General features: G+C 36.4%; 20 protein-coding genes and 1 pseudogene. 12 read left to right on the top strand and 9 right to left on the bottom strand.

The features are described 5' to 3' along the window. The first annotated feature begins 15 nt into the window (after nt 1–15). Genes aroF through KUA55_RS10050 form a run of 3 tightly spaced genes read left to right on the top strand, consistent with a single transcriptional unit; the run spans nt 16 to nt 2623 of the window. Nucleotides 16–1065 carry a 3-deoxy-7-phosphoheptulonate synthase gene (gene aroF, locus KUA55_RS10060; protein WP_218326055.1) on the top strand — a complete coding sequence of 350 codons (1050 nt, stop codon included), beginning with the start codon at nt 16–18 and terminating at the stop codon, nt 1063–1065. Beyond that, nucleotides 1052–2107, top strand: a complete 1056-nt coding sequence (gene aroB, locus KUA55_RS10055; protein WP_218326054.1) for a 3-dehydroquinate synthase — start codon at nt 1052–1054, stop codon at nt 2105–2107. The genes aroF and aroB overlap by 14 nt, the downstream gene beginning before the upstream one ends. Nucleotides 2108–2125: 18 nt before the next feature. Continuing rightward, complete coding sequence (locus KUA55_RS10050; protein WP_218326053.1) at nt 2126–2623, top strand: shikimate kinase; 498 nt, start codon at nt 2126–2128, stop codon at nt 2621–2623. Nucleotides 2624–2678: 55 nt separating this feature from the next. Here KUA55_RS10050 and KUA55_RS10045 read toward each other — a convergent pair whose 3' ends face one another. Both KUA55_RS10045 and KUA55_RS10040 read right to left on the bottom strand, forming a co-directional pair. Continuing rightward, nucleotides 2679–2912 carry a hypothetical protein gene (locus tag KUA55_RS10045; protein WP_218326052.1) on the bottom strand — a complete coding sequence of 78 codons (234 nt, stop codon included), beginning with the start codon at nt 2910–2912 and terminating at the stop codon, nt 2679–2681. A gap of 159 nt (nt 2913–3071) precedes the next feature. Further along, the gene (locus tag KUA55_RS10040; protein ID WP_218326051.1) at nt 3072–4013 is read right to left on the bottom strand and encodes a 1-phosphofructokinase family hexose kinase; all 942 of its coding nucleotides are present in this window, start codon (nt 4011–4013) and stop codon (nt 3072–3074) included. A gap of 167 nt (nt 4014–4180) precedes the next feature. Here KUA55_RS10040 and KUA55_RS10035 point away from each other — a divergent pair, with 167 nt between their 5' ends. The 9 genes and pseudogenes from KUA55_RS10035 to deoC all read left to right on the top strand — a co-directional run bounded on the left by KUA55_RS10035 (nt 4181) and on the right by deoC (nt 12005). Further along, nucleotides 4181–4945 carry a DeoR/GlpR family DNA-binding transcription regulator gene (locus KUA55_RS10035; protein ID WP_218326050.1) on the top strand — a complete coding sequence of 255 codons (765 nt, stop codon included), beginning with the start codon at nt 4181–4183 and terminating at the stop codon, nt 4943–4945. After that, nucleotides 4946–5389, top strand: a complete 444-nt coding sequence (locus tag KUA55_RS10030) for a PTS sugar transporter subunit IIA (protein ID WP_218326049.1) — start codon at nt 4946–4948, stop codon at nt 5387–5389. A 17-nt stretch (nt 5390–5406) separates the two neighbouring features. Continuing rightward, on the top strand, nt 5407–5691 hold the full coding sequence (gene gatB, locus KUA55_RS10025; protein ID WP_218326048.1) for a PTS galactitol transporter subunit IIB: 285 nt from the start codon (nt 5407–5409) through the stop codon (nt 5689–5691). Nucleotides 5692–5712: 21 nt separating this feature from the next. After that, on the top strand, nt 5713–7053 hold the full coding sequence (locus KUA55_RS10020) for a PTS galactitol transporter subunit IIC (RefSeq protein ID WP_218326047.1): 1341 nt from the start codon (nt 5713–5715) through the stop codon (nt 7051–7053). A gap of 59 nt (nt 7054–7112) precedes the next feature. After that, nucleotides 7113–8075, top strand: a pseudogene (locus tag KUA55_RS10015) (galactitol-1-phosphate 5-dehydrogenase); the annotation flags it as partial. A 27-nt stretch (nt 8076–8102) separates the two neighbouring features. Further along, nucleotides 8103–9065, top strand: a complete 963-nt coding sequence (lacD, locus tag KUA55_RS10010) for a tagatose-bisphosphate aldolase (protein ID WP_218326185.1) — start codon at nt 8103–8105, stop codon at nt 9063–9065. Between the two features lie 221 nt (nt 9066–9286). Beyond that, complete coding sequence (locus tag KUA55_RS10005) at nt 9287–10147, top strand: M23 family metallopeptidase (RefSeq protein WP_218326046.1); 861 nt, start codon at nt 9287–9289, stop codon at nt 10145–10147. 101 nt (nt 10148–10248) lie between these two features. After that, nucleotides 10249–11265: a C45 family autoproteolytic acyltransferase/hydrolase gene (locus KUA55_RS10000; RefSeq protein ID WP_218326045.1), complete on the top strand. Its 1017-nt coding sequence runs from the start codon at nt 10249–10251 to the stop codon at nt 11263–11265. Nucleotides 11266–11339: 74 nt separating this feature from the next. After that, entirely contained in the window at nt 11340–12005 is a 666-nt protein-coding gene (deoC, locus tag KUA55_RS09995; RefSeq protein WP_218326044.1) for a deoxyribose-phosphate aldolase, read from the top strand. Nucleotides 12006–12276: 271 nt separating this feature from the next. Here deoC and KUA55_RS09990 read toward each other — a convergent pair whose 3' ends face one another. The 7 genes from KUA55_RS09990 to KUA55_RS09960 all read right to left on the bottom strand — a co-directional run bounded on the left by KUA55_RS09990 (nt 12277) and on the right by KUA55_RS09960 (nt 18624). Beyond that, a complete protein-coding gene (locus KUA55_RS09990) occupies nt 12277–13065 on the bottom strand; it encodes a CPBP family intramembrane glutamic endopeptidase (protein WP_218326043.1) in 789 nt (262 codons plus the stop codon). Nucleotides 13066–13151: 86 nt separating this feature from the next. Further along, entirely contained in the window at nt 13152–13349 is a 198-nt protein-coding gene (locus KUA55_RS09985; protein WP_218326042.1) for a hypothetical protein, read from the bottom strand. Nucleotides 13350–13470: 121 nt separating this feature from the next. After that, complete coding sequence (locus KUA55_RS09980) at nt 13471–14199, bottom strand: ABC transporter ATP-binding protein (protein WP_218326041.1); 729 nt, start codon at nt 14197–14199, stop codon at nt 13471–13473. Between the two features lie 11 nt (nt 14200–14210). Further along, nucleotides 14211–14972, bottom strand: a complete 762-nt coding sequence (locus KUA55_RS09975) for an ABC transporter permease subunit (protein WP_218326040.1) — start codon at nt 14970–14972, stop codon at nt 14211–14213. Between the two features lie 11 nt (nt 14973–14983). Next, nucleotides 14984–15976 (bottom strand): aliphatic sulfonate ABC transporter substrate-binding protein, encoded by a 993-nt coding sequence (locus KUA55_RS09970; RefSeq protein ID WP_218326039.1) that lies wholly within the window; start codon nt 15974–15976, stop codon nt 14984–14986. Between the two features lie 12 nt (nt 15977–15988). Next, entirely contained in the window at nt 15989–17491 is a 1503-nt protein-coding gene (locus KUA55_RS09965; protein ID WP_218326038.1) for an AMP-binding protein, read from the bottom strand. Further along, on the bottom strand, nt 17491–18624 hold the full coding sequence (locus KUA55_RS09960; RefSeq protein WP_218326037.1) for an acyltransferase family protein: 1134 nt from the start codon (nt 18622–18624) through the stop codon (nt 17491–17493). The genes KUA55_RS09965 and KUA55_RS09960 overlap by 1 nt, the downstream gene beginning before the upstream one ends. Nucleotides 18625–18835: the final 211 nt, after the last annotated feature.

Here is an 18835-nt window from a genome sequence, read left to right as displayed (position 1 = left end):
AGGGGTTTAGGATATATGATTTTAATTATGAAGCAAGAAGTAACTGAAAGTCAGTTACAGCCAATTATTACCACAATTAAAGAAAAAGGTTTAGACGTACAAATCAATCACGGAAGAGATCGAATTGTCTTAGGTTTATTGGGTGATCCGGAGATTTTACAAAATGTTTCTTTTCAGCGGTATGATTCTGTAGAGCGGGTCGTACCGATTACCAACAGTTACAAGCTGACTTCCCGAGAATTTCATCCACAAGATACTGTCGTAGATGTTGATGGGGTGAAAATCGGCGCTGGAGATTTTGTCACGATGGCAGGACCTTGTTCAGTCGAAGGGGAAGAACAGATTATGGAAGCAGCTCGCATGGCAAAAGCTGGCGGCGCTAAAATTTTACGTGGTGGGGCCTACAAGCCGAGAACTTCACCTTACGCTTTCCAAGGTCTGGGAGAAGATGGCTTGAAAATGATGCGAAAAGCCGCTGATGCCCATGATTTGAAAGTAATCACGGAAGTAATGGATGAGGGTCACATTGATGTAGTAGCAAAATACGCAGACATTATTCAGATTGGTGCCCGAAACATGCAAAATTTCCGTTTGTTAGAGGCTGTCGGTAAAACAGGAAAACCGATTGGCTTAAAGCGCGGTATTTCGGGAACAATTGAGGAATGGTTGAATGCGGCTGAATACATTGCGGTGCAGAATAATTTCAATATCTTATTTATTGAACGTGGTATTCGGACATATGAAAAAGCAACCCGCAATACTTTAGACTTAAGTGCGGTGCCAATCATTAAAAAATTAAGCCATTTCCCAGTGATCGTTGATCCTAGTCATGGAACAGGTGTCTGGGATTTGGTAGCACCAATGGCTCGTGCCGGTGTTGCTAGTGGTGCTGATGGTATGATCGTAGAGATTCACCCTGACCCAGTCAATGCCTGGTCAGATGGAGATCAGTCATTAAATGAAAAAAATTACTTGCAAATGATGAAAGAAGTCGATATTTTAGCAGAAGCAATGAAAAAAGTGAATGGACTTTCAGAGGAGGCAACTAGCCTTGCTAAAAATTGAACTAGGCAGCAAGAGTTATGATATTTTACTGGAAGAAGATGCTTTAAAAAAACTCGGTGCTTGGGTAGCTGAAAAATGGTCTGCCAGAAAGATTGCCTTGATTAGTGACAGTAACGTATTTCCGATTTACGGTGCAGCGGTGTTAGCTGATTTGAAAAAACATGGCTTTGAAGTGGTTCACTACATTATTCCCGCTGGAGAAAAAAGTAAGTCACTGGAAACTGCCAATCAGCTTTACGACTTTTTAACTGAAAATGATTTTAGTCGTAGTGATGCACTGATTGGATTAGGTGGCGGCGTAATTGGGGATTTAACCGGTTTTGTTGCATCAACCTATATGCGAGGATTGCACTTTATTCAAGTTCCAACTTCTTTACTGGCGCAAGTAGATTCTAGTATTGGTGGAAAAACTGGTGTGAATAGTCAAAAGGCTAAGAATATTATTGGCACTTTTGCACAGCCCGATGGTGTCTTGATTGATCCAACAACACTAAAAACACTACCGCAAAATCGATTAGCTGAAGGAATGGCTGAAGTAATCAAATGCGCTTTAATTCAAGATAAAAACTTATGGCAACAATTGCGATCATTAAGTGGACTTAACGAGGTATTACCAAATAGCGTTAGTATCATTGAGAAGGCCCTATTAGTGAAGAAAAAGTTAGTAGAAGCAGATGAATTTGACGAAAGCGAGCGACTACTACTAAATTTTGGTCATACGATTGGACATGGGTTGGAAGCGAGCCAGCATTATGAAAATATTACTCACGGAGAAGCAGTTGCGATTGGCATGGTTCAAATGACTAAAGCAGCAGAAGAAAAGGGATTCAGTCAAGCTGGTTTAGCTGAAGAAATAAGCCAGATGGTAAAAAAATATCAGTTACCAGCTAGCTTTACACCTTGGCAGTCAAAAGAGATTTACCAAGCAATCCTACATGATAAAAAAGTTCGCGGAAAAAATATCCAGATTGTAATTGTGCCGGAAATTGGCAAAGGAGAGATTCACAAGATTTTATTAAGTGATTTCCAATCATATTTATAAGAGAAAAGGGGAAGTTCAATGGAAGCAATCATTTTAATTGGTTTTATGGGAGCAGGGAAAACAACAATTAGCCAAGAGGTAGCAAAAATATTGGACTGCCAACGGGTTGATATGGACGATGTTTTAGTTGAAAGAATTGGTTCAATTAGTGAATTTTTTAAGAATCATGGTGAAGCGGCATTTCGTAAGCATGAAACGAATTTATTAAAAGAAGCCATTAACCAATCATCGGTGATTGCTACCGGTGGTGGAGTCATTTTGCAGGAAGAAAATCAAGATGTTTTGGCAGATAAAAAGGTCATTTATTTAAAAACCAACCCAGATGTTTTAATCGATCGCATTCGAAACGACGAAGAAAATATCCGCCCTAATGCGACAAATAAAGCTGATAGCGAAATCAAGGAATTATTTTATAGTAGAAAAAACTTATATGAAAAGCTTGCTAAAATAACAGTTGAAACTTCCCATCGATGCCCGCAAGAAATTGCAAATGAGATTATTCAACAATTAGCTTAAGTAAAAAAGAAGCTTACTCTATCAATCGAGTAAGCTTCTTTTTTAGGTGATTTTCTTATAATCGTGCGGCGAAATATTCACCTTCAGAGTTAAAAAATTTGATATTATCACTGGCTTTCTCATCAGAAAAAATATGTTCTAAAACCTCATTATAATCTGAGCTTTTCGTGATGATATTCATTTCAGCGGCTTGTTGGCTGTCAACATCAATAAAATGGATAATTTCATCATGGCTCATGCTTTGCTGAGGATCATCAAAAACCTTCCAAGTAACAGTCTGATAAATCATCTGATACACCTCTTTTCTGAATAAATCAATTCATCTTGTAATTCCAGTGTACATAATAATCAAAATAATTAAAAAAGATACGCATTAATAATGATTATAAGTTAGGTTTCAATAAATTTAAGTTAATAATAACCTTCTCAAATGATGAGAAGGTTATTATTATAATTCTTTTATTGTAATTGTTTGAGCAACTTCGAGTAATTGTTCTGAAAAAACTTCAGGATACCAATTCAAAACATTGGTGGTTGAAAAAGTAACTGCATCTTGTAAGGTTTTAGAAAAAGTTTGATGCTGGGATAAACCAGCCATTAAGCGTCCTAAAAAGAAATCACCAGAGGCAATTGGATTATTTGCTATCACTTTTTTTGCACTTGCAAAGTAGAATGTTCCTTTTGCTCGAGCAATCACACCATCTTTTCCTAGCGTGATAATAAAATAGGGAATTTTAGGATCAACTTTGTTTTGCAGTAATTTCAGATAATCGTTCGTAGTTTCTAATTTTTCATTTGGGAAAATATCTAAAATTTCCTCATCGTTGATTTTAACTAAGTAAGGCGAACTTTCTTGATAAGTGTTCAATAAAGCTGGACCACTAGTATCAACACATAGGTTGACTTGTTTGCCTTGAAGTTGTAAAAGATTTTTTACTCTAAAAGTATAATCAGCTGGCATCCCTTGCATCAGCGAGCCTGAAAAAACTAAATAATCTCCATCATTGACAGTTTTTACTAATTGGCAAGTAAAATCATTCAAGGTTTCTTCATCTAATTCAAATCCTCTTTCATATAAGGGGAAAATATCCTGTTGGCTCTGATCAATTAGGATATTGCAAATTCTCGTATTGGTTGCTATTTTGGTAATTTTCAATTGATAGCCTAAATCTTTTGCTAAGTCGGCAACTTGTTGACCATAATTTCCTCCCAACATTGTGTGAATTATCATTTCCTCAGGTTGCTTGTATTGAAGAGCATAAGCGACATTAAAGCCTTTTCCACCAGGAAATTCACGAATTTCTTTAGGTCGATTAGGTAGACTTTTTTGAATTTTTTCAAATAGTAGTGTGCGATCAACTGCAGGGTTTGGACAAACAATATGAATCATCTTACTCACTCCTAATATATTTATAAGATTATTTTTGCATTTTTTTGGCATAAAAGCAATGATAATTTGCAAACAGCAAAAAAATAATTGGCTTTTGCCAAATTTAACTTGCAATTTGCAAAATACATGCTATTATTATGGTAACGATTACAAGAGGAGGGAAAACGATGAATGATCGTAAGCAAAAAATACTAGATCTTTTGAGAGAGAAAAAGTCAATTCGTATTTTAGATGTTAGTAAACAGTTAAAGGTATCCCGAGAGACAATCCGTAAAGATATGACCGAGCTTGAAGAAGAAGGCTTGCTAAAGAAAACATACGGTGGTGCTATTTTAGATGAAGCAAACATTGAAACGGATTATGATCGTCGACGTTCAGAAAACGAAGAAGAAAAAGAGATAATCGCCCAACGAGCGTTGAAATATATTGAACCAGGAGATACCATTTTTTTAGATTATGGCACGAGCACTTATTCCTTAGCTGAGAAATTAGTCAATTTTAAAAATTTAACAGTCGTGACTAATAGTATTCCAATCGTGAATTTACTGATTCATTCACCAGAGATTGATTTGATTATTTTAGGTGGAAACGTTCGTAAAAATGAGGATTCATTATTTGGAAGCTTTGGTTTAAACAATGCTAAAGAAATTTTTGTAGATATTGGTTTCTTCGGTTGCGCTGGTATTGATTTAAAATCAGGCGTTACCAACTATCATATGGGGGAAATTGAAATTTCAAAAATGATGGTTGCTCATAGCCGTTCGGTGATTCTCTTGGCAGATGCAACGAAATTTGGCAAGTCAGCCTTATATAAAACAGCAGAATTAGCTGATTTAGATATTGTAATTACCACTAAGTTTAAAGATAAGAAAGTGGAGCAAGATTTTAAAAAAGAAGACTTAGAAATTGTTGAAACAAAGGAGGCAGGATAGATGTTTGAAAAAGAATTTTTGTTTCAAACGAATTTTAAAGATCGCAAAGAATTATTCAAAGAGGTGAGTAATTACTTAGTCGATCAAGGATATGTTGGTCCAGAATTCGAAGCCGCTTTAAATGAGCGAGAAGAAAACTTTGCGACTGGTTTGCCGACAACACCGGCGGTAGCAATTCCTCATACGGATGGCACTTATGTAAAAAAAGATACGATTGTTTGTATCGTTAACCAAAATGAACTTGAATTTAACGAAATGGGCGGCGATGAGGATGATTTCGTTCACCCGAAAGTAGTATTCATGTTAGTGCTAGGTGAAGGTGAGACACATTTACAACAATTACAAAACTTAATTGAAAAAATTCAAGATGGTGTATTGGTATCAGAAATCTTAAACGCGGAAAATCTCGACGCATTCAAAGCAAGCGTTGAAGAGTATTTATAAAAAAGGAGAAATTTATTATGAAAAAAAGAGTTATTGTCGCATGTGGCGGCGCAATCGCAACTTCAACAGTCGCAGCAAATAAAATTAAAGATTTACTAGCAGAAAACAACATTGACGCCGACGTAAAACAAACACGCATTACCGAATTAGATTCGGAAAAAGACAATGCCGATTTAATTGTCACAACTGCTAAAGTGCGAAAAGATTATGGTGTGCCAGTGGTTCATGGCGTAGCTTTCATTTCCGGGATTGGTCAAGAAAAAACAGCGCAACAAATTTTAGATATTTTACAAGATAGCTAGACAGAAAGAGGGGTGTTTTTTGTGGGAGTAATAAAGTACATTGTTGATTTAGGTCCTACAGTAATGCTGCCGATGATTATTTTCATCATCGGTCTGCTATTACGAGAAGGAATCGGTAAGTCATTACGTTCTGGATTAACTGTCGGGATTGGTTTCGTCGGTATCAACTTGGTGATTAGTTTAATGACGACAAATCTAGGTGATGCAGCTAAAGCGATGGCGGAAAACTATAATCTAGGTTTGAATGTGATTGATTTAGGCTGGCCAGGCACAGCACCGATGGCTTGGGCATCAGATGTTGGCTTAATTGCTATTCCAGTCGCAATTATAGTGAATATTATTATGCTGGTAACAAAAATGACGAAAGTGGTTAACGTAGATATTTGGAACATTTGGCATTTTGCTTTTACTGGTGCAATTATGCAAGTAGCAACCGGCAGTTTTGTTTGGGCGATTGTGGGTATTGTGATTCACGCGGCGATTGCTTTTAAATTGGGAGATATCTTTACACCAGTGACAGATGAGTATTTTGGTTTAGAAGGCATCGCAATGCCTCATGGATCTTCGGCTTATATGGGTGTTTTGGCAGTTCCAATCGATGATTTAATCGAAAAAATACCTGGTTTAAACAAAATAACTTTAACACCAGAGAAAATTGAAGAAAAACTTGGCGTTTTTGGTCAACCAACTATTATCGGAGCTGTTTTAGGTTTTATTATCGGAATATTGGCACAATATCCGATTGGTGATTCCTTAACTTTAGCCGTTCAAATGGCTGGGGTGATGGTCTTGATGCCGATGGTCGTGAAATTGATTATGGAAGGTTTAATTCCTATATCAGAAGCAGCTCGTAAATTATTAGAAAAACATTTTTCTGGTGCTGACTTTAGAATTGGTTTGGATTGTGCGTTGATGCTAGGTGATTCAGCTGTAGTAGCAAGCTCAATGTTATTTGTGCCATTATCATTATTAATCGCAGTTTTATTACCCGGTAATCAAATTTTACCTTTTGGTGATTTAGCGACAATCGGTTTCTTCGTAGCCATTGCGGTGGGTGTTCATAAAGGAAATGTTTTCCGGACGTTATTCTCAGGGACTGCAATTATGACTATGACGATTTGGATAGCTAATCAAATGGCAACTTTGCAACAACAATTAGGTCAATCAGTTGGTTTAACAAATCCAGGAGAAAAAATTTCTTCATTAGATCAGGCTGGTTCACCTTTGACTTATTTATTAACAAAAGGCGTTACTGTAGAAATGGGTATTGGATTTTTCGTAATTTTAGTGATCTATGTGGCATGTTTTGCCTATAGCTACATCAAATATAAAAGAGGCACATTATACGTAGAAGAATTTTAAGAGGTGATTATTTGAAAGCACTAACTGTGGTAGATGTTGCCAAATTTGAATTAACTGAGATGGCGACACCAAAACCAAAAGCACAGGAAGTTTTAATTAAAGTAGCCTATGTCGGAATTTGTGGTTCAGATTTGCCACGTTATTTTGATGGTGGTGTTCATCAGTTTCCTCAAGTTTTAGGTCATGAATTTTCTGGTGTGATAGAAGAACTTGGTTCAGAAGTTAAAAATTTAAAAAAAGGTGATCGTGTGGCAGTCGCCCCCTTAGTTCCATGTGGGAAATGTGAAGATTGTCAATCAGGACATCCGCAATTGTGTAAATTTTATAGTTTTATCGGCTCTAGACAAGCCGGAGCGATGGCAGAATATGTAGCAGTTCCAGCAAAAAATTGTTTGGTTTTACCAGATAATTTGAGCTTGAAAATTGCTGCAACAATCGAACCATTAACTGTTGCGATTCACGGAATTGAACTGGTTAAAATTAATGCTGGTGCCAGAGTGATGGTTTTGGGTGCAGGAACGATTGGTTTGATGACTGTCTTAGCCTTGCGGGCACGAGGAGTAGGAGAAATCATTGTGATTGATATCAATGATCACAAATTGGAGAAAGCCAAAGAGATTGGCGCAGATACGTTGATTAATTCACTCACCACGGACTTGGCAGAATATTTTAAAGACCATCCGTTAGCAGAAGTTGTTTTTGAAACAGCCGGCAATCATTTAACGCAAGTCCAAGCGATTAAATATGCTGGAAATGAAGGAAAAGTTGTTTATGTAGGTACTTGTACCAAGCCAGTTACTTTTGAGCCAGAGGATTTCGAAATCATTTTACGAAGAGAATTAATGATTAAAGGTTCATGGATGTCCTACTCAGCACCGTTTCCTGGATTTGAATGGCGCGCAGCTTTACGCTATTTAGCAACAAATGAAGTCAATACGGAAGCTTTGATCACAGGACTTTATCAGCTGGAAGACCTAGCAATTCCTTTTGAGAAAATGACTGAAAAAAATGGTGAAGATGTAAAAGTAATGTATGAAATTGGAGGAGAGATGTCATTGAGTAAAGAAGAACGTCTGAAGAAGACTTTGAATCAAGATGGGATCATCGCTGCCTTAGCAATCGACCAACGAGGCGCAATGAAGAAAATGATTGGAAAAATAAGAGAAGCCACCACTGAAGACATTGTAGAATTTAAAAAACTAGTGTCCAGCCAGTTAACACCCTACACATCTTCAATTTTACTAGATCCGGAATATGGGATTCCTGCCGCCAAGCAAAAAGACCCAGAAAGTGGCTTGTTATTAGCATACGAAAAAACTGGTTACGATGCAACTGTTCCTGGCCGATTACCAGATATTTTAGACGATTGGTCCGTTCGCCGCTTAAAAGATGCAGGTGCTGACGCTTGCAAGTTCTTACTTTATTATGATGTTGATGAGCAACCAGAAATTAATGATCATAAAATGGCATTTATTGAACGTTTAGGTTCAGAATGTCGTGCTGAAGAGTTACCTTTCTTTTTGGAGTTGGTTTCTTATGATGCAAAAGGGTTAGATCCAGCTAGTTTGGAATATGCAAAAGCAAAACCACGTAAAGTTAATGAGATGATGAAAGAATTTTCGGCAGAAAAATATGGTGTTGATGTTCTAAAAGTCGAAGTACCAGTTAATATGAATTATGTCGAAGGCTTTGCGACAGGTGAAGTGGCGTATTCAAAAGCTGAAGCTAGTCAATTATTTAAAGAGCAAGCTGAAGCGACTCATTTACCATTTATCTTTTTAAGTGCTGGTGTTTCAGCGCAATTATTTAGAGATACTTTGGTATTTGCCAAAGAAGCAGGTTCAACCTTTAATGGTGTTCTTTGTGGACGAGCAACCTGGGCAGATGGTGTGCCAATCTTCATAAAAGATGGTGCGGATGCTGCAATTGAATGGCTGCAAACTGTGGGTAAACAAAATGTTGAAGAATTAAATGAAGTATTGAAAAAAACTGCGACTCCAGTAAAAATTTAGTAGATGAAAACAGCGATCAATGATTGCTGTTTTTTTTTTGAGTTTAAAATCGAAATAATTCTTTTCGGGAAATTAGTTGGTATAATGAAAGATAGATAAGTTTTAGTGAAAGGACTTTATAATATGAAAAAAAATATTTTTAAAGTGGCGATTGCTGTTGCGGTTTTTGCATTGAGCACTTGGTTTATTACTGACGAAGCAGAGTAATCAGGAGGACATTGATGAGAAAGATCGTTCAGATGAGTTCGAAATTGAAGTGGCTCGGTCTTCTAGGCTTACCGAGCCTTTTTTCTGAAGGGTATCTATGGAAACTTTTATGGTTATTTTGGCTTTTTGGATTAATCGAATTAATATTTGCGCTTCCGATTATGGTGCAAAGTTTACGACAAATAGTAGGAATTTTTATTTGTGAATATAAGAATAAACCAAGGCCTGACAAAGATAATTTTATTCCTAAAGTGAAATATTCACTACCTTTCAAAAATTCGTGGGTAGTATTAAATGGTGGTGTAACGAAAGAATTCTCTCATTCGTGGGCTGTTAATTCACAAAGATACGCCTATGATTTTGTAATGATGGATCAAAAAGGCAACAGCCATTCTGGTAATTTTAAAAACAAACACAACTATTTTTGTTATGACCAAGAAATTTTAGCGCCTGCCGATGGTATGGTAGTGGCTGTAAAAAATGATTGCCGTGATAGTAGAATTTTAGGAGAAGGACAAACTGATCCAATAATAAAAGATATTCGCGGCAATTATATTGTCATCCAACATGCGGAAAATGAATATTCGTGTGTGGCTCATTTAAAACCACAGAGTATCTTGGTGACAGTCGGCGAAAAGGTAGAACGCAAACAGCTAATTGCTTTGTGTGGAAATACGGGTAATTCTTCAGAACCACATCTGCATTTTCAACTGCAAAATGGTAAAAGCTTTTTTAATGCAGCTGGATTACCGATTTATTTTGCAGCGGTCGAGCGTTGGCAACAGCCGAATTATCATTTTTTTGATAGGCGTTCAACAAGTGAATCCTCCAAATTTTTAATTCGAGGAATGGGTGTAAGAAATAAGGTCCAATAAAAATTGAAAACGATTCTCATATTATTCAATTGCATTAAAATTTTTATTGGCTTACTCTTTAGTTAGGAAGTCGACTCCGAATAAATTTGAGGAGCAAAAATATGTATCATGGACGATTTAAAGGGAATCATTATCAAATTGGTAAAAAATGGGGCAGTTTAGTCAAAGTCAATGGGAAAAACTTATTGGATCATATCCCTTATCAGATTACAACGGAGATGAAAAAATTTACTGCTGAAAGTTTACCGTTTTATCAGAAATACTGTCCAGAAATTATTGCGGAAATTCAAGGAATTGCGGATGGTCAAGAAATTAAAGCAAGCCAACTCTATCAAGTCCTTTTTCCGATGTATGCTATGGTCAACCCGAATCATTGTTCTAGTTTTGTGGTGAAAAATGAACAGCATTTTATTTTAGGACGCAATAGTGATTTCTTAACTTCAATTGAAAAACTTTATATGAATTGCATTTATCAATTTACGGAGGAATCCTATTATTCATTTACCGGAAATACGACGGCATTTGTTGAAATGGAGGATGGCATGAATCAAAAAGGATTAGCGGTTGCCTTGACGGCTGTTTTTCCTAAAAAAATTCAACCTGGAATCAATCTTGGTATGCTAGTAAGATTGATCTTAGAAAGATGTCAGACGATTGACGAAGGCATTAAACTGATTGATGATATTCCCCGTTGTTCAAATGGCACACTAGTTTTAGCTGATCAACAAGGACAAGCTGCGTTAGTCGAATTTACCTGTGAAGAAGTAGCAATCAAAAAAAAAGATACAGTGGGCTTTTTTGCGGCAACTAATGCATTTCATTTGTCTGAAATGAAAAATAATCGGGTACAACTTGACGATGACTGGTTCGCGGAGGAACGTTATCAAACCTTGTCTCAATATTTAACAAAGTACTATCAAAAACTGACGATAGAAAAGGCTCAAAAATTATTAGCAGGCGATTTTGGTTTTATTTGTCAGTATGATCGTAAATCAGGAAAAGATACAGTATGGTCATGTATTTATGATATGAATCACTTAAATATTTGGAGATCTGAAGGCAATCCTCAAAGAAAAGCCTTTAAACGAGATGAACGAATCTCCCGCTTGTTTTTTTAAATGAACTGAGCCAACTCGATTTTGAGTTGGTTTCTTGTGTTACCATAAAAAGTAAAAGAAATGGAGGAATCTTAATGATCACAGCCAAAGACTTAGCAAATATGATTGACCACACCTTATTGAGAGCCGATGCACAAGAGGAAGAATTTAAAAAACTATGTCATGAAGCAAAAGAATACCAATTTAAAATGGTGGCGATTAATTCTGCTCCAGTTGCATTATGCCACGAATTTTTAAAAGACAGTTCAGTCCACGTAGGTGCTGCGATTGGTTTTCCCTTAGGTCAGACGACGATTGAAACTAAAATTTTTGAAGTGGAAGATGCCATAAAAAACGGCGCTGATGAAATTGACTATGTCATAAATATTGGAAAATTAAAAGATGGCGATTTGGCTCATATTCGTAAAGAAATGAATGCCATTGTTTCAGTAGCTAGAGATGGCAATATTTTAAGCAAAGTTATTCTGGAAACGTGCTATCTAACTGATGAAGAAAAGATCCAAGTCTGTCAGATTGCAAAAGAAATTCAACCAGATTTTGTTAAAACATCAACTGGATTTGGCACGGCAGGTGCGACTTATCAAGATGTGAAATTAATGAAGGAAGTCGTTGGTGAGAAGGTAAAAGTGAAAGCAGCCGGAGGCATTCGCGATTTAGCAACTGCGTTAAATATGATTGAAGCAGGCGCAGAACGGATTGGTACCAGCTCTGGAATAAAAATTATTGCAGAATTACGGTAAAATGAACGATAGCCCTCTTGCAACATGCAAGAGGGCTATCTAACTAATCAATATTCATAATTTAAAGTTGAGGGTGTTACTATTACTAAAAAATAACTATTTCTCATTTAAACGATATATTCCCAAACCTCTAATACATCCTTGCAACCCTAAAGTTGCGCCAGTTTGATTAAACTTCATCAAAATAAGTTAAGTTTGTCGCATAAAAATATTTTTCGTGTAAATTCATATTACCAGTTTTTCAAAATAACGCAAGGTATCTTAAGATTTCTTATGATACGACAACTAAAAAGCTAAGTAAGAAACTAAATAAATCGTATAAATAATGAACTGCAAAACTAACCCATAAGTTTTTAGTTTTGACGTAGGGTAGGGTTAAGACCATTCGGGTGAAAGTTAAGCCCATTAACGCGTATCCCAAATTGTAGCCGTAAGTAGACAAGTGGTAAGTAGCAAATAAAATCGAAGAAACAATTAACGCCAACCAAAAACTAAATTTCGAAGACCATTTTTTTAAACGACCTAATTGTAACAAGGCTAGAAAAGGGGCGATTGCAATAAATTCCTCTCCTAAAAGCTGAAATAAATTTTCCACTCGTCCTTCTAAAAAGACTAGCCAAGCCCCAGGATGACTTGCCTGAATGCGATTAGCCGGATTCACTTCATGTCCGAATAAACGATTGGCGATTAGACCAGTGACTATTCCCACCACCATACTCAAAATAAAGTACTTCAAAATTTGCCAAAAATCATTTTTCTTTAGAGGCTTAAATAATTCCTTCCATCGAGGGCCCACTGTTGAAGAAAATCCCCAAATATTAATCGACAAAAAAATTACACCAGTTAAAATCCCAGCAAAAACATTTGCTAAAGAAGGCTGATACAACATGTTTTGCCCACCATGACTAAAACCAGGAATCCAATTCAAAATACTCGTTAAAATACCATGAATGATACCATTGGCAAGGAGTAATACAGAAATAATATTCACTATTATGATTTTTATCCAGCCATTTCGAGAGATTTCAGGCGTTTGACCTTGAATAAAGGGATAATCCATTTTCTCACTCCGTTCTTTTTTTAAAGTATAAACACTTTCCCAAAAAAAAGCACAAAAAAAGCCTGTCTTCAAGACAGACCAGTTTGTTATTGATAACTGTTAGAAACTATCTCATCAGGATCAGCTTTTTGACGATTAGGACAGCAAACAAACAATGCAGATTTTACGATATGCAGATAACCTTTTTTATCTTGTGCAATAATCAAATCTTTTTCAGGTAAATCATAAAGAATTATTCCTTCGATAATTTCACTGCATTCATTTACAAATTTTCCGTAGATCATGCCATCACCTTCTAAATTGGATTGTCCTTAAGACACTTATAGCATAACGAAAAGGTGTTAAGAGAATATTTTTTTGCTGTGAAATTTGTGTAAATAAAAAACGAGATAAAAAAATCCCGTTTTAAGATGATACTTTATTCCCGTAAAATAGTTGCATCAAGTGTTTTACATGTTCTTGCAACTTTTCATCGGTTTTATCTCGCGGATAAGCCAAATCAACAGCCATATTCTCAGTAATGACACCATCACCTAAAATAATGGCGCGGTCTGCCATGTAAATCGCTTCTTCAATATCATGAGTGACAAATAAGGCAGTGATTTGATGTAAGTGGCAAATTTGAGAAATCAAATCTTGCATATCTTGACGCGTAAAAGCATCCAAGGCACCAAGGGGTTCATCAAGTAACAATAATGTTGGCTTATGTAACAAAGCCCGCGCTAAAGCAACCCGTTGTTTTTGTCCACCAGAAAGTTGATTGGGGTAGCGTTCGCCATAATCTGCTAAACCAACTTGAGCTAACAGCTCATCAGCGTCTGCTTTGCGATTCTTACCAAGTCCTAACAATAAATTATCTCTGACATTTTTCCATGGAAGCAAGCGGCCATCTTGAAACATCATGCGAATTTTAGGGCTGATGCCATGTAGTTCTGATCCGTTTAACAACATCGTTCCTTCGGTGGCTTCTTCTAAGCCAGCGACAATGCGCAAAATGGTACTTTTTCCAGAGCCGCTTTTTCCAATTACTGAAATAAATTCTCCTTTATTAATAGTAAAATTGATATCAGCTAACACGTCAGTTTCACCAAACTTTTTTGAGACGTGGGAGATTTTCAATACTTCTTCGCTCATTTTTTCACCTCTTATAGATCACGCCAAGCAAGCGTAATGTCCTCAAAATATTTGGCAATCAAGTCAGATATTTTTCCTAAAATTGCATAAAGTAAAATACTTAAAACAATCACGTCCATCTGCATAAATTCGCGGGCATTCATCGCCATATAACCAATCCCAGAATCAGATGCAATTGTTTCGGCCACAATCAACGTTGTCCACATCACGCCTAAAGCGTATCGAATCCCAACTAAAATAGAAGGTAAGGCGGAAGGAAAAATAATATTGGTATACAATTGCCATTTTGAAAGTTGGTAAATTTTACCCATTTCAATCAAGTCACTATCGACACCGATAATGCCATGCAAAGTATTTACATAAACAGGGAACATTACACCAATTGCCACCAAAAAGATTTTTGAGACTTCATCAATCCCAAACCAAGCGATAACTAATGGAATCAAAGCCAAATGAGGGATATTTCGAATCATTTGGATTGTTGAATCTAAAAGTAAGCGACAAGTTTTTGATAATCCAGTCAATAAACCTAGGATAAAACCAATTCCGCCACCAATCACAAAACCAACGGTCGCTCGATATAAACTGATGGTTAAATTAGTCATTAATTCGCCAGACTCAAATAATTCGACTCCGGCTGAGACTACTGCTAAAGGAGCGGGGAGAACATTCGATGAAATCCAAGTCAAGCTGGATGCGATTTGCCATAGAATAATAATAATTAATGGAATCAGCCAGGGTAATAATTGCGAAGCTACGCTATTTCTTTTCATCTCAATCCTCCTTAATCCGATGTTTTCAACCAGGCATCAGTGACTGTAATTTGATTGTCAATGAAACCGTATTGATAAAAAGTATCGGCAATATCTTGTTGCTCACTCATAATTTCATCAGAAATTTCATCCATGCCATAGGTTCGACGATTCACCATTAACTCAGCAACAGAAGCATCTAATTTTAATGTTTCAGCTAACTGTTCGGCAATTTCGGTTTTATGATTGTTGACCCAATCTAGTGAATTAGCCATTTCTTCCACCACGATTTGATTGATATCTGTATTTTCAGAGGCAAATTGTTTAGACGATAAAATAAAATCACGGTCAGTAGAGAAACCTTCAGCAGTGGTTAAAATCTGCGCATTCATTTCTTCTTGCGCCGCTGCAGTATAAGGATCCCAAACTACCCAAGCATCGACTTGATTATTTTCTAAAGCAATTCGTCCTTCAGATGGATCTAAATATTGAATGTCTACGTCTTCTGGGGCTAAGTCAACACTTTCCAAAGCTTTAATCAAGAAATAGTGAGCACTCGATCCTTTCGAAACTGCAACTTTTTTTCCAGCTAAGTCTGTTAAAGCGGCAATTGTGCTACCCTCAGGTGTTAAGATCGCGCTACCTTCATATTTTGAGCTGCTGGCGGTCACGTAAACAACATCTGAGCCGGTGCTTTGTGAAACGACTGGTGGGGTATTGCCTGTCCGTCCATAATCAATACTACCAGCGACTAAAGCTTCCATTAAGGCAGAACCATCTGTAAATTGTTTCCATTTTACTTTATAACCTGCTTCATTTAAACGTTCTTTTAAACCGCCTTCGATTTGAGCCAGGTTAAAGATGTCGCCTCGTTGATAACCAATCGTAATGGTTCCTGCCGAACCTGAGGAATTATTAGAATCATTGTCAGTTCCATATAAATGCTGATAACCTGTCCAAACTCCTGCAATCCATAAAACACCGACAATTATAGCAGCGATTTTTTTAAATACGTTGTTCTTCATCTTAAATCTCCTCTAAGTAAATTGTTCGATTAGTTTTTTTCGTTGGATCTTTCCGGTAGGGCCTGCTGGTAACTCCTTCACGAAGTAATAAAATTCTGGTCGTTTAAAGGCTGAAAGTTGATTTTCACAATGCTGTTGAATTTTTTTTAGTAGTTGCTGACTTTCAGTTATATCTGGTTTTAATACAATAAAGGCAGCTACTTTTTGTCCAATAATCGGATCGGGAACGCCTACCACAGCAGCATTATCAATCTCTGGTAGCTGTAATAAGACATCTTCAACTTCATAAGGACTAATTTTTTCACCACCGCGATTAATAACCTCTTTTTTACGTCCGACAATAAATAAATAACCTTCATCATTTAGATATCCGACATCACCGGTATAAAACCAGCCATCTTTAAAATCAGTATTGTCTGGTCGGTCGACATAATAATCGATTACGTTCGCTCCTCGAATGACAATGTCACCAACTATTTCTGGTGTTAATAATTGATTTTCTTCATTGACAATTTTTAATTCTAAGCCATATGGTTTGCCAACTGAACCAAAAATATGTTTTTCAGGAGGCAGTGGGTTGATACAGATTTGGCTGGCAGCTTCTGTCATACCATAAGATTCAATAACTGGTACATTAAAAGTTTTTTCGAAGCTTTCAGCTATTGATGGAGCTAAGGGTGCTGATGCTGATCGAATAAAGCGTAGGTTATGTGATATTTTTGTGTCAGGTTGCTGACGTTTTAACAAAATAGTTAAAATTGCCGGCGCAACTGAAACCCATGTAATTTTTTCATCAGTAATGATTGACCAGAATGAACGGGCACTGAATTTCTTACCAATAACAATTTTTCCGTCACTTAAAATCGTTGATAATAAGGAAATCACTTGTGCGTTAATATGAAATAAGGGAAGACAAACATAAGTAATATCTTCATCTGTTAATTGATGAGACTCACGAATATTTCTGGTTGCCGCAAATAATTGTTCATGGGAAATACCGACCGTTTTAGGTTCTCCAGTAGTTCCTGAGGTGAACATTTGGATTGCAACACTGGATTCAGTCAATAAGGTCCGTCCATTGGCATAGTTTTCTTCAGTGATTAATAATTGATTGCCAAATAAATCTTGATTTTGGGTTAATTTGAAGCTGTCGACAATTTCTTGATCAGTCAGTAAATCTTCCCGAAATTCTTCTAAAAGTACGCCGCGATAAGGACGTTTTACCAAGATGCGCTCTAATTCACGGGCGGGAATTTCTGGATTGACTGAAGTAATGGTGATGCCACTAGTTAAAGCGGCTAAATAAAACAAGACAAAACGATAAGAATTCGGCACAGCAATAATCAAGGCATCATCTGGTTTGAGGCCATTTTTTTTGAAGACTTCAGCGATTCGTTCGACTTCAGCTGTTACTTCTTCTTTGGTGTACCATTGATCAGCAGCTAAATCTTTGATGAAATTTTGGTCTACTGATTCATGTAAAATTTTATTTAAAGTGGTTGTTAGGATCGTCATTACCTACGACCTCCAGTTAATTTTTTTTGATGCTTTCGTCCGATTAAACTGGACAATGGCGATTTATATAATAAGTAGGAAATAATAAAAGATAGTCCAAATACGAAAATAAATAATAAGGGGATTGCTGGTAGAGCAAAAACTTTATGGTCACGTAAGACGGGAATTAAGAAAGTCCTCATCAGGGTCATGCCAATATATTGTGTCAAATAAATACCAAATGATAATTGAGCAGCTAATGAAATGTAACGGCTGAATAACTTTTCTGGATATTTTTCACGGTAAGCAGCCCAACGGCGTCCTAAGTTTAAGGCAAACAGCACGATAATTGTTGCGTAAATGACAAATAATGGCTGATGGACTGATTTTGCATTAGATTCGGATAAGCCAAGAACTTGATAATTCCATAAATAATAAGCGCAAATGACTGGGATAGATAATAAAGCCAGCCAATTAATCTTTCGTTTATGGCGTTCAACAAAAGCAGTGAAGCGGTCATAGTTTAATGATGCGATACCGCCAGCGATGAAATACAATTGGTACGTTCCGACAAAAATACCCCAATGAGAAAGGAGATATGGCCAGTTGCTCATATCAAAATCTCGAATTTTATATTTAATGAAGAAAGTCATGGCTAATTGTAAAAGATAGCTGATCGCAAAGATTAATTTGGAATGTTTTCTGAATCTCTTTAAAAATAATAATAGGAAAGGGAAAATTAAATAAAGTTGCATGGTGACTAGCACGTAGTAAAGATATGCCTGATCGCCATGAATCAAGTGACCCCAGAAATCACCAATTACTTTTTGTAAGGTTTCAGTCGGTAAAGCGAATAGGCTGTATACCATATTCCAAAAAATGTAAGGAATCCCAACAGACACATAACGTTTTCTCCAAAAAGAAAAAACTTGAAGATCCTTATTGCGATAGGCTAAAAATAAAACCAAACCAGTCATAAACATAAAACCCATCCGAGTAAAATGTAAAGAGGCATGTAAGCTGCCTAAAACTGTATACATAATCGCCCCAGAATCAAATAAACCTTTTACAATACCGGTAATATGATTTAATAAAACCCCACTAATGAAGAAATTTCGCATGAAATCCACTTCATATAAATATTTCTTTTTCACTAAAGACTTCCTTTCAAATCCGCTAAAAAATTTCAGTACTCTTTATTTTACCAAAATTTACTAGTTGATTACACTAAAACGACAATTTAATTCTGAGAAAATAAGATTTTTTTATCGTATATTATTATCGAATTATAATAAAAGAACTTTGCAACCTCAACACTTTGAAGGTGAAGAAAAATTGAATAAAGTGTGAAGGGGGAAGAATAAT

The organism is Enterococcus alishanensis (genome assembly GCF_019218635.1).
GTDB lineage: Bacteria > Bacillota > Bacilli > Lactobacillales > Enterococcaceae > Enterococcus_A > Enterococcus_A alishanensis.
This window is presented reverse-complemented; position numbering and strand designations above follow the sequence as displayed.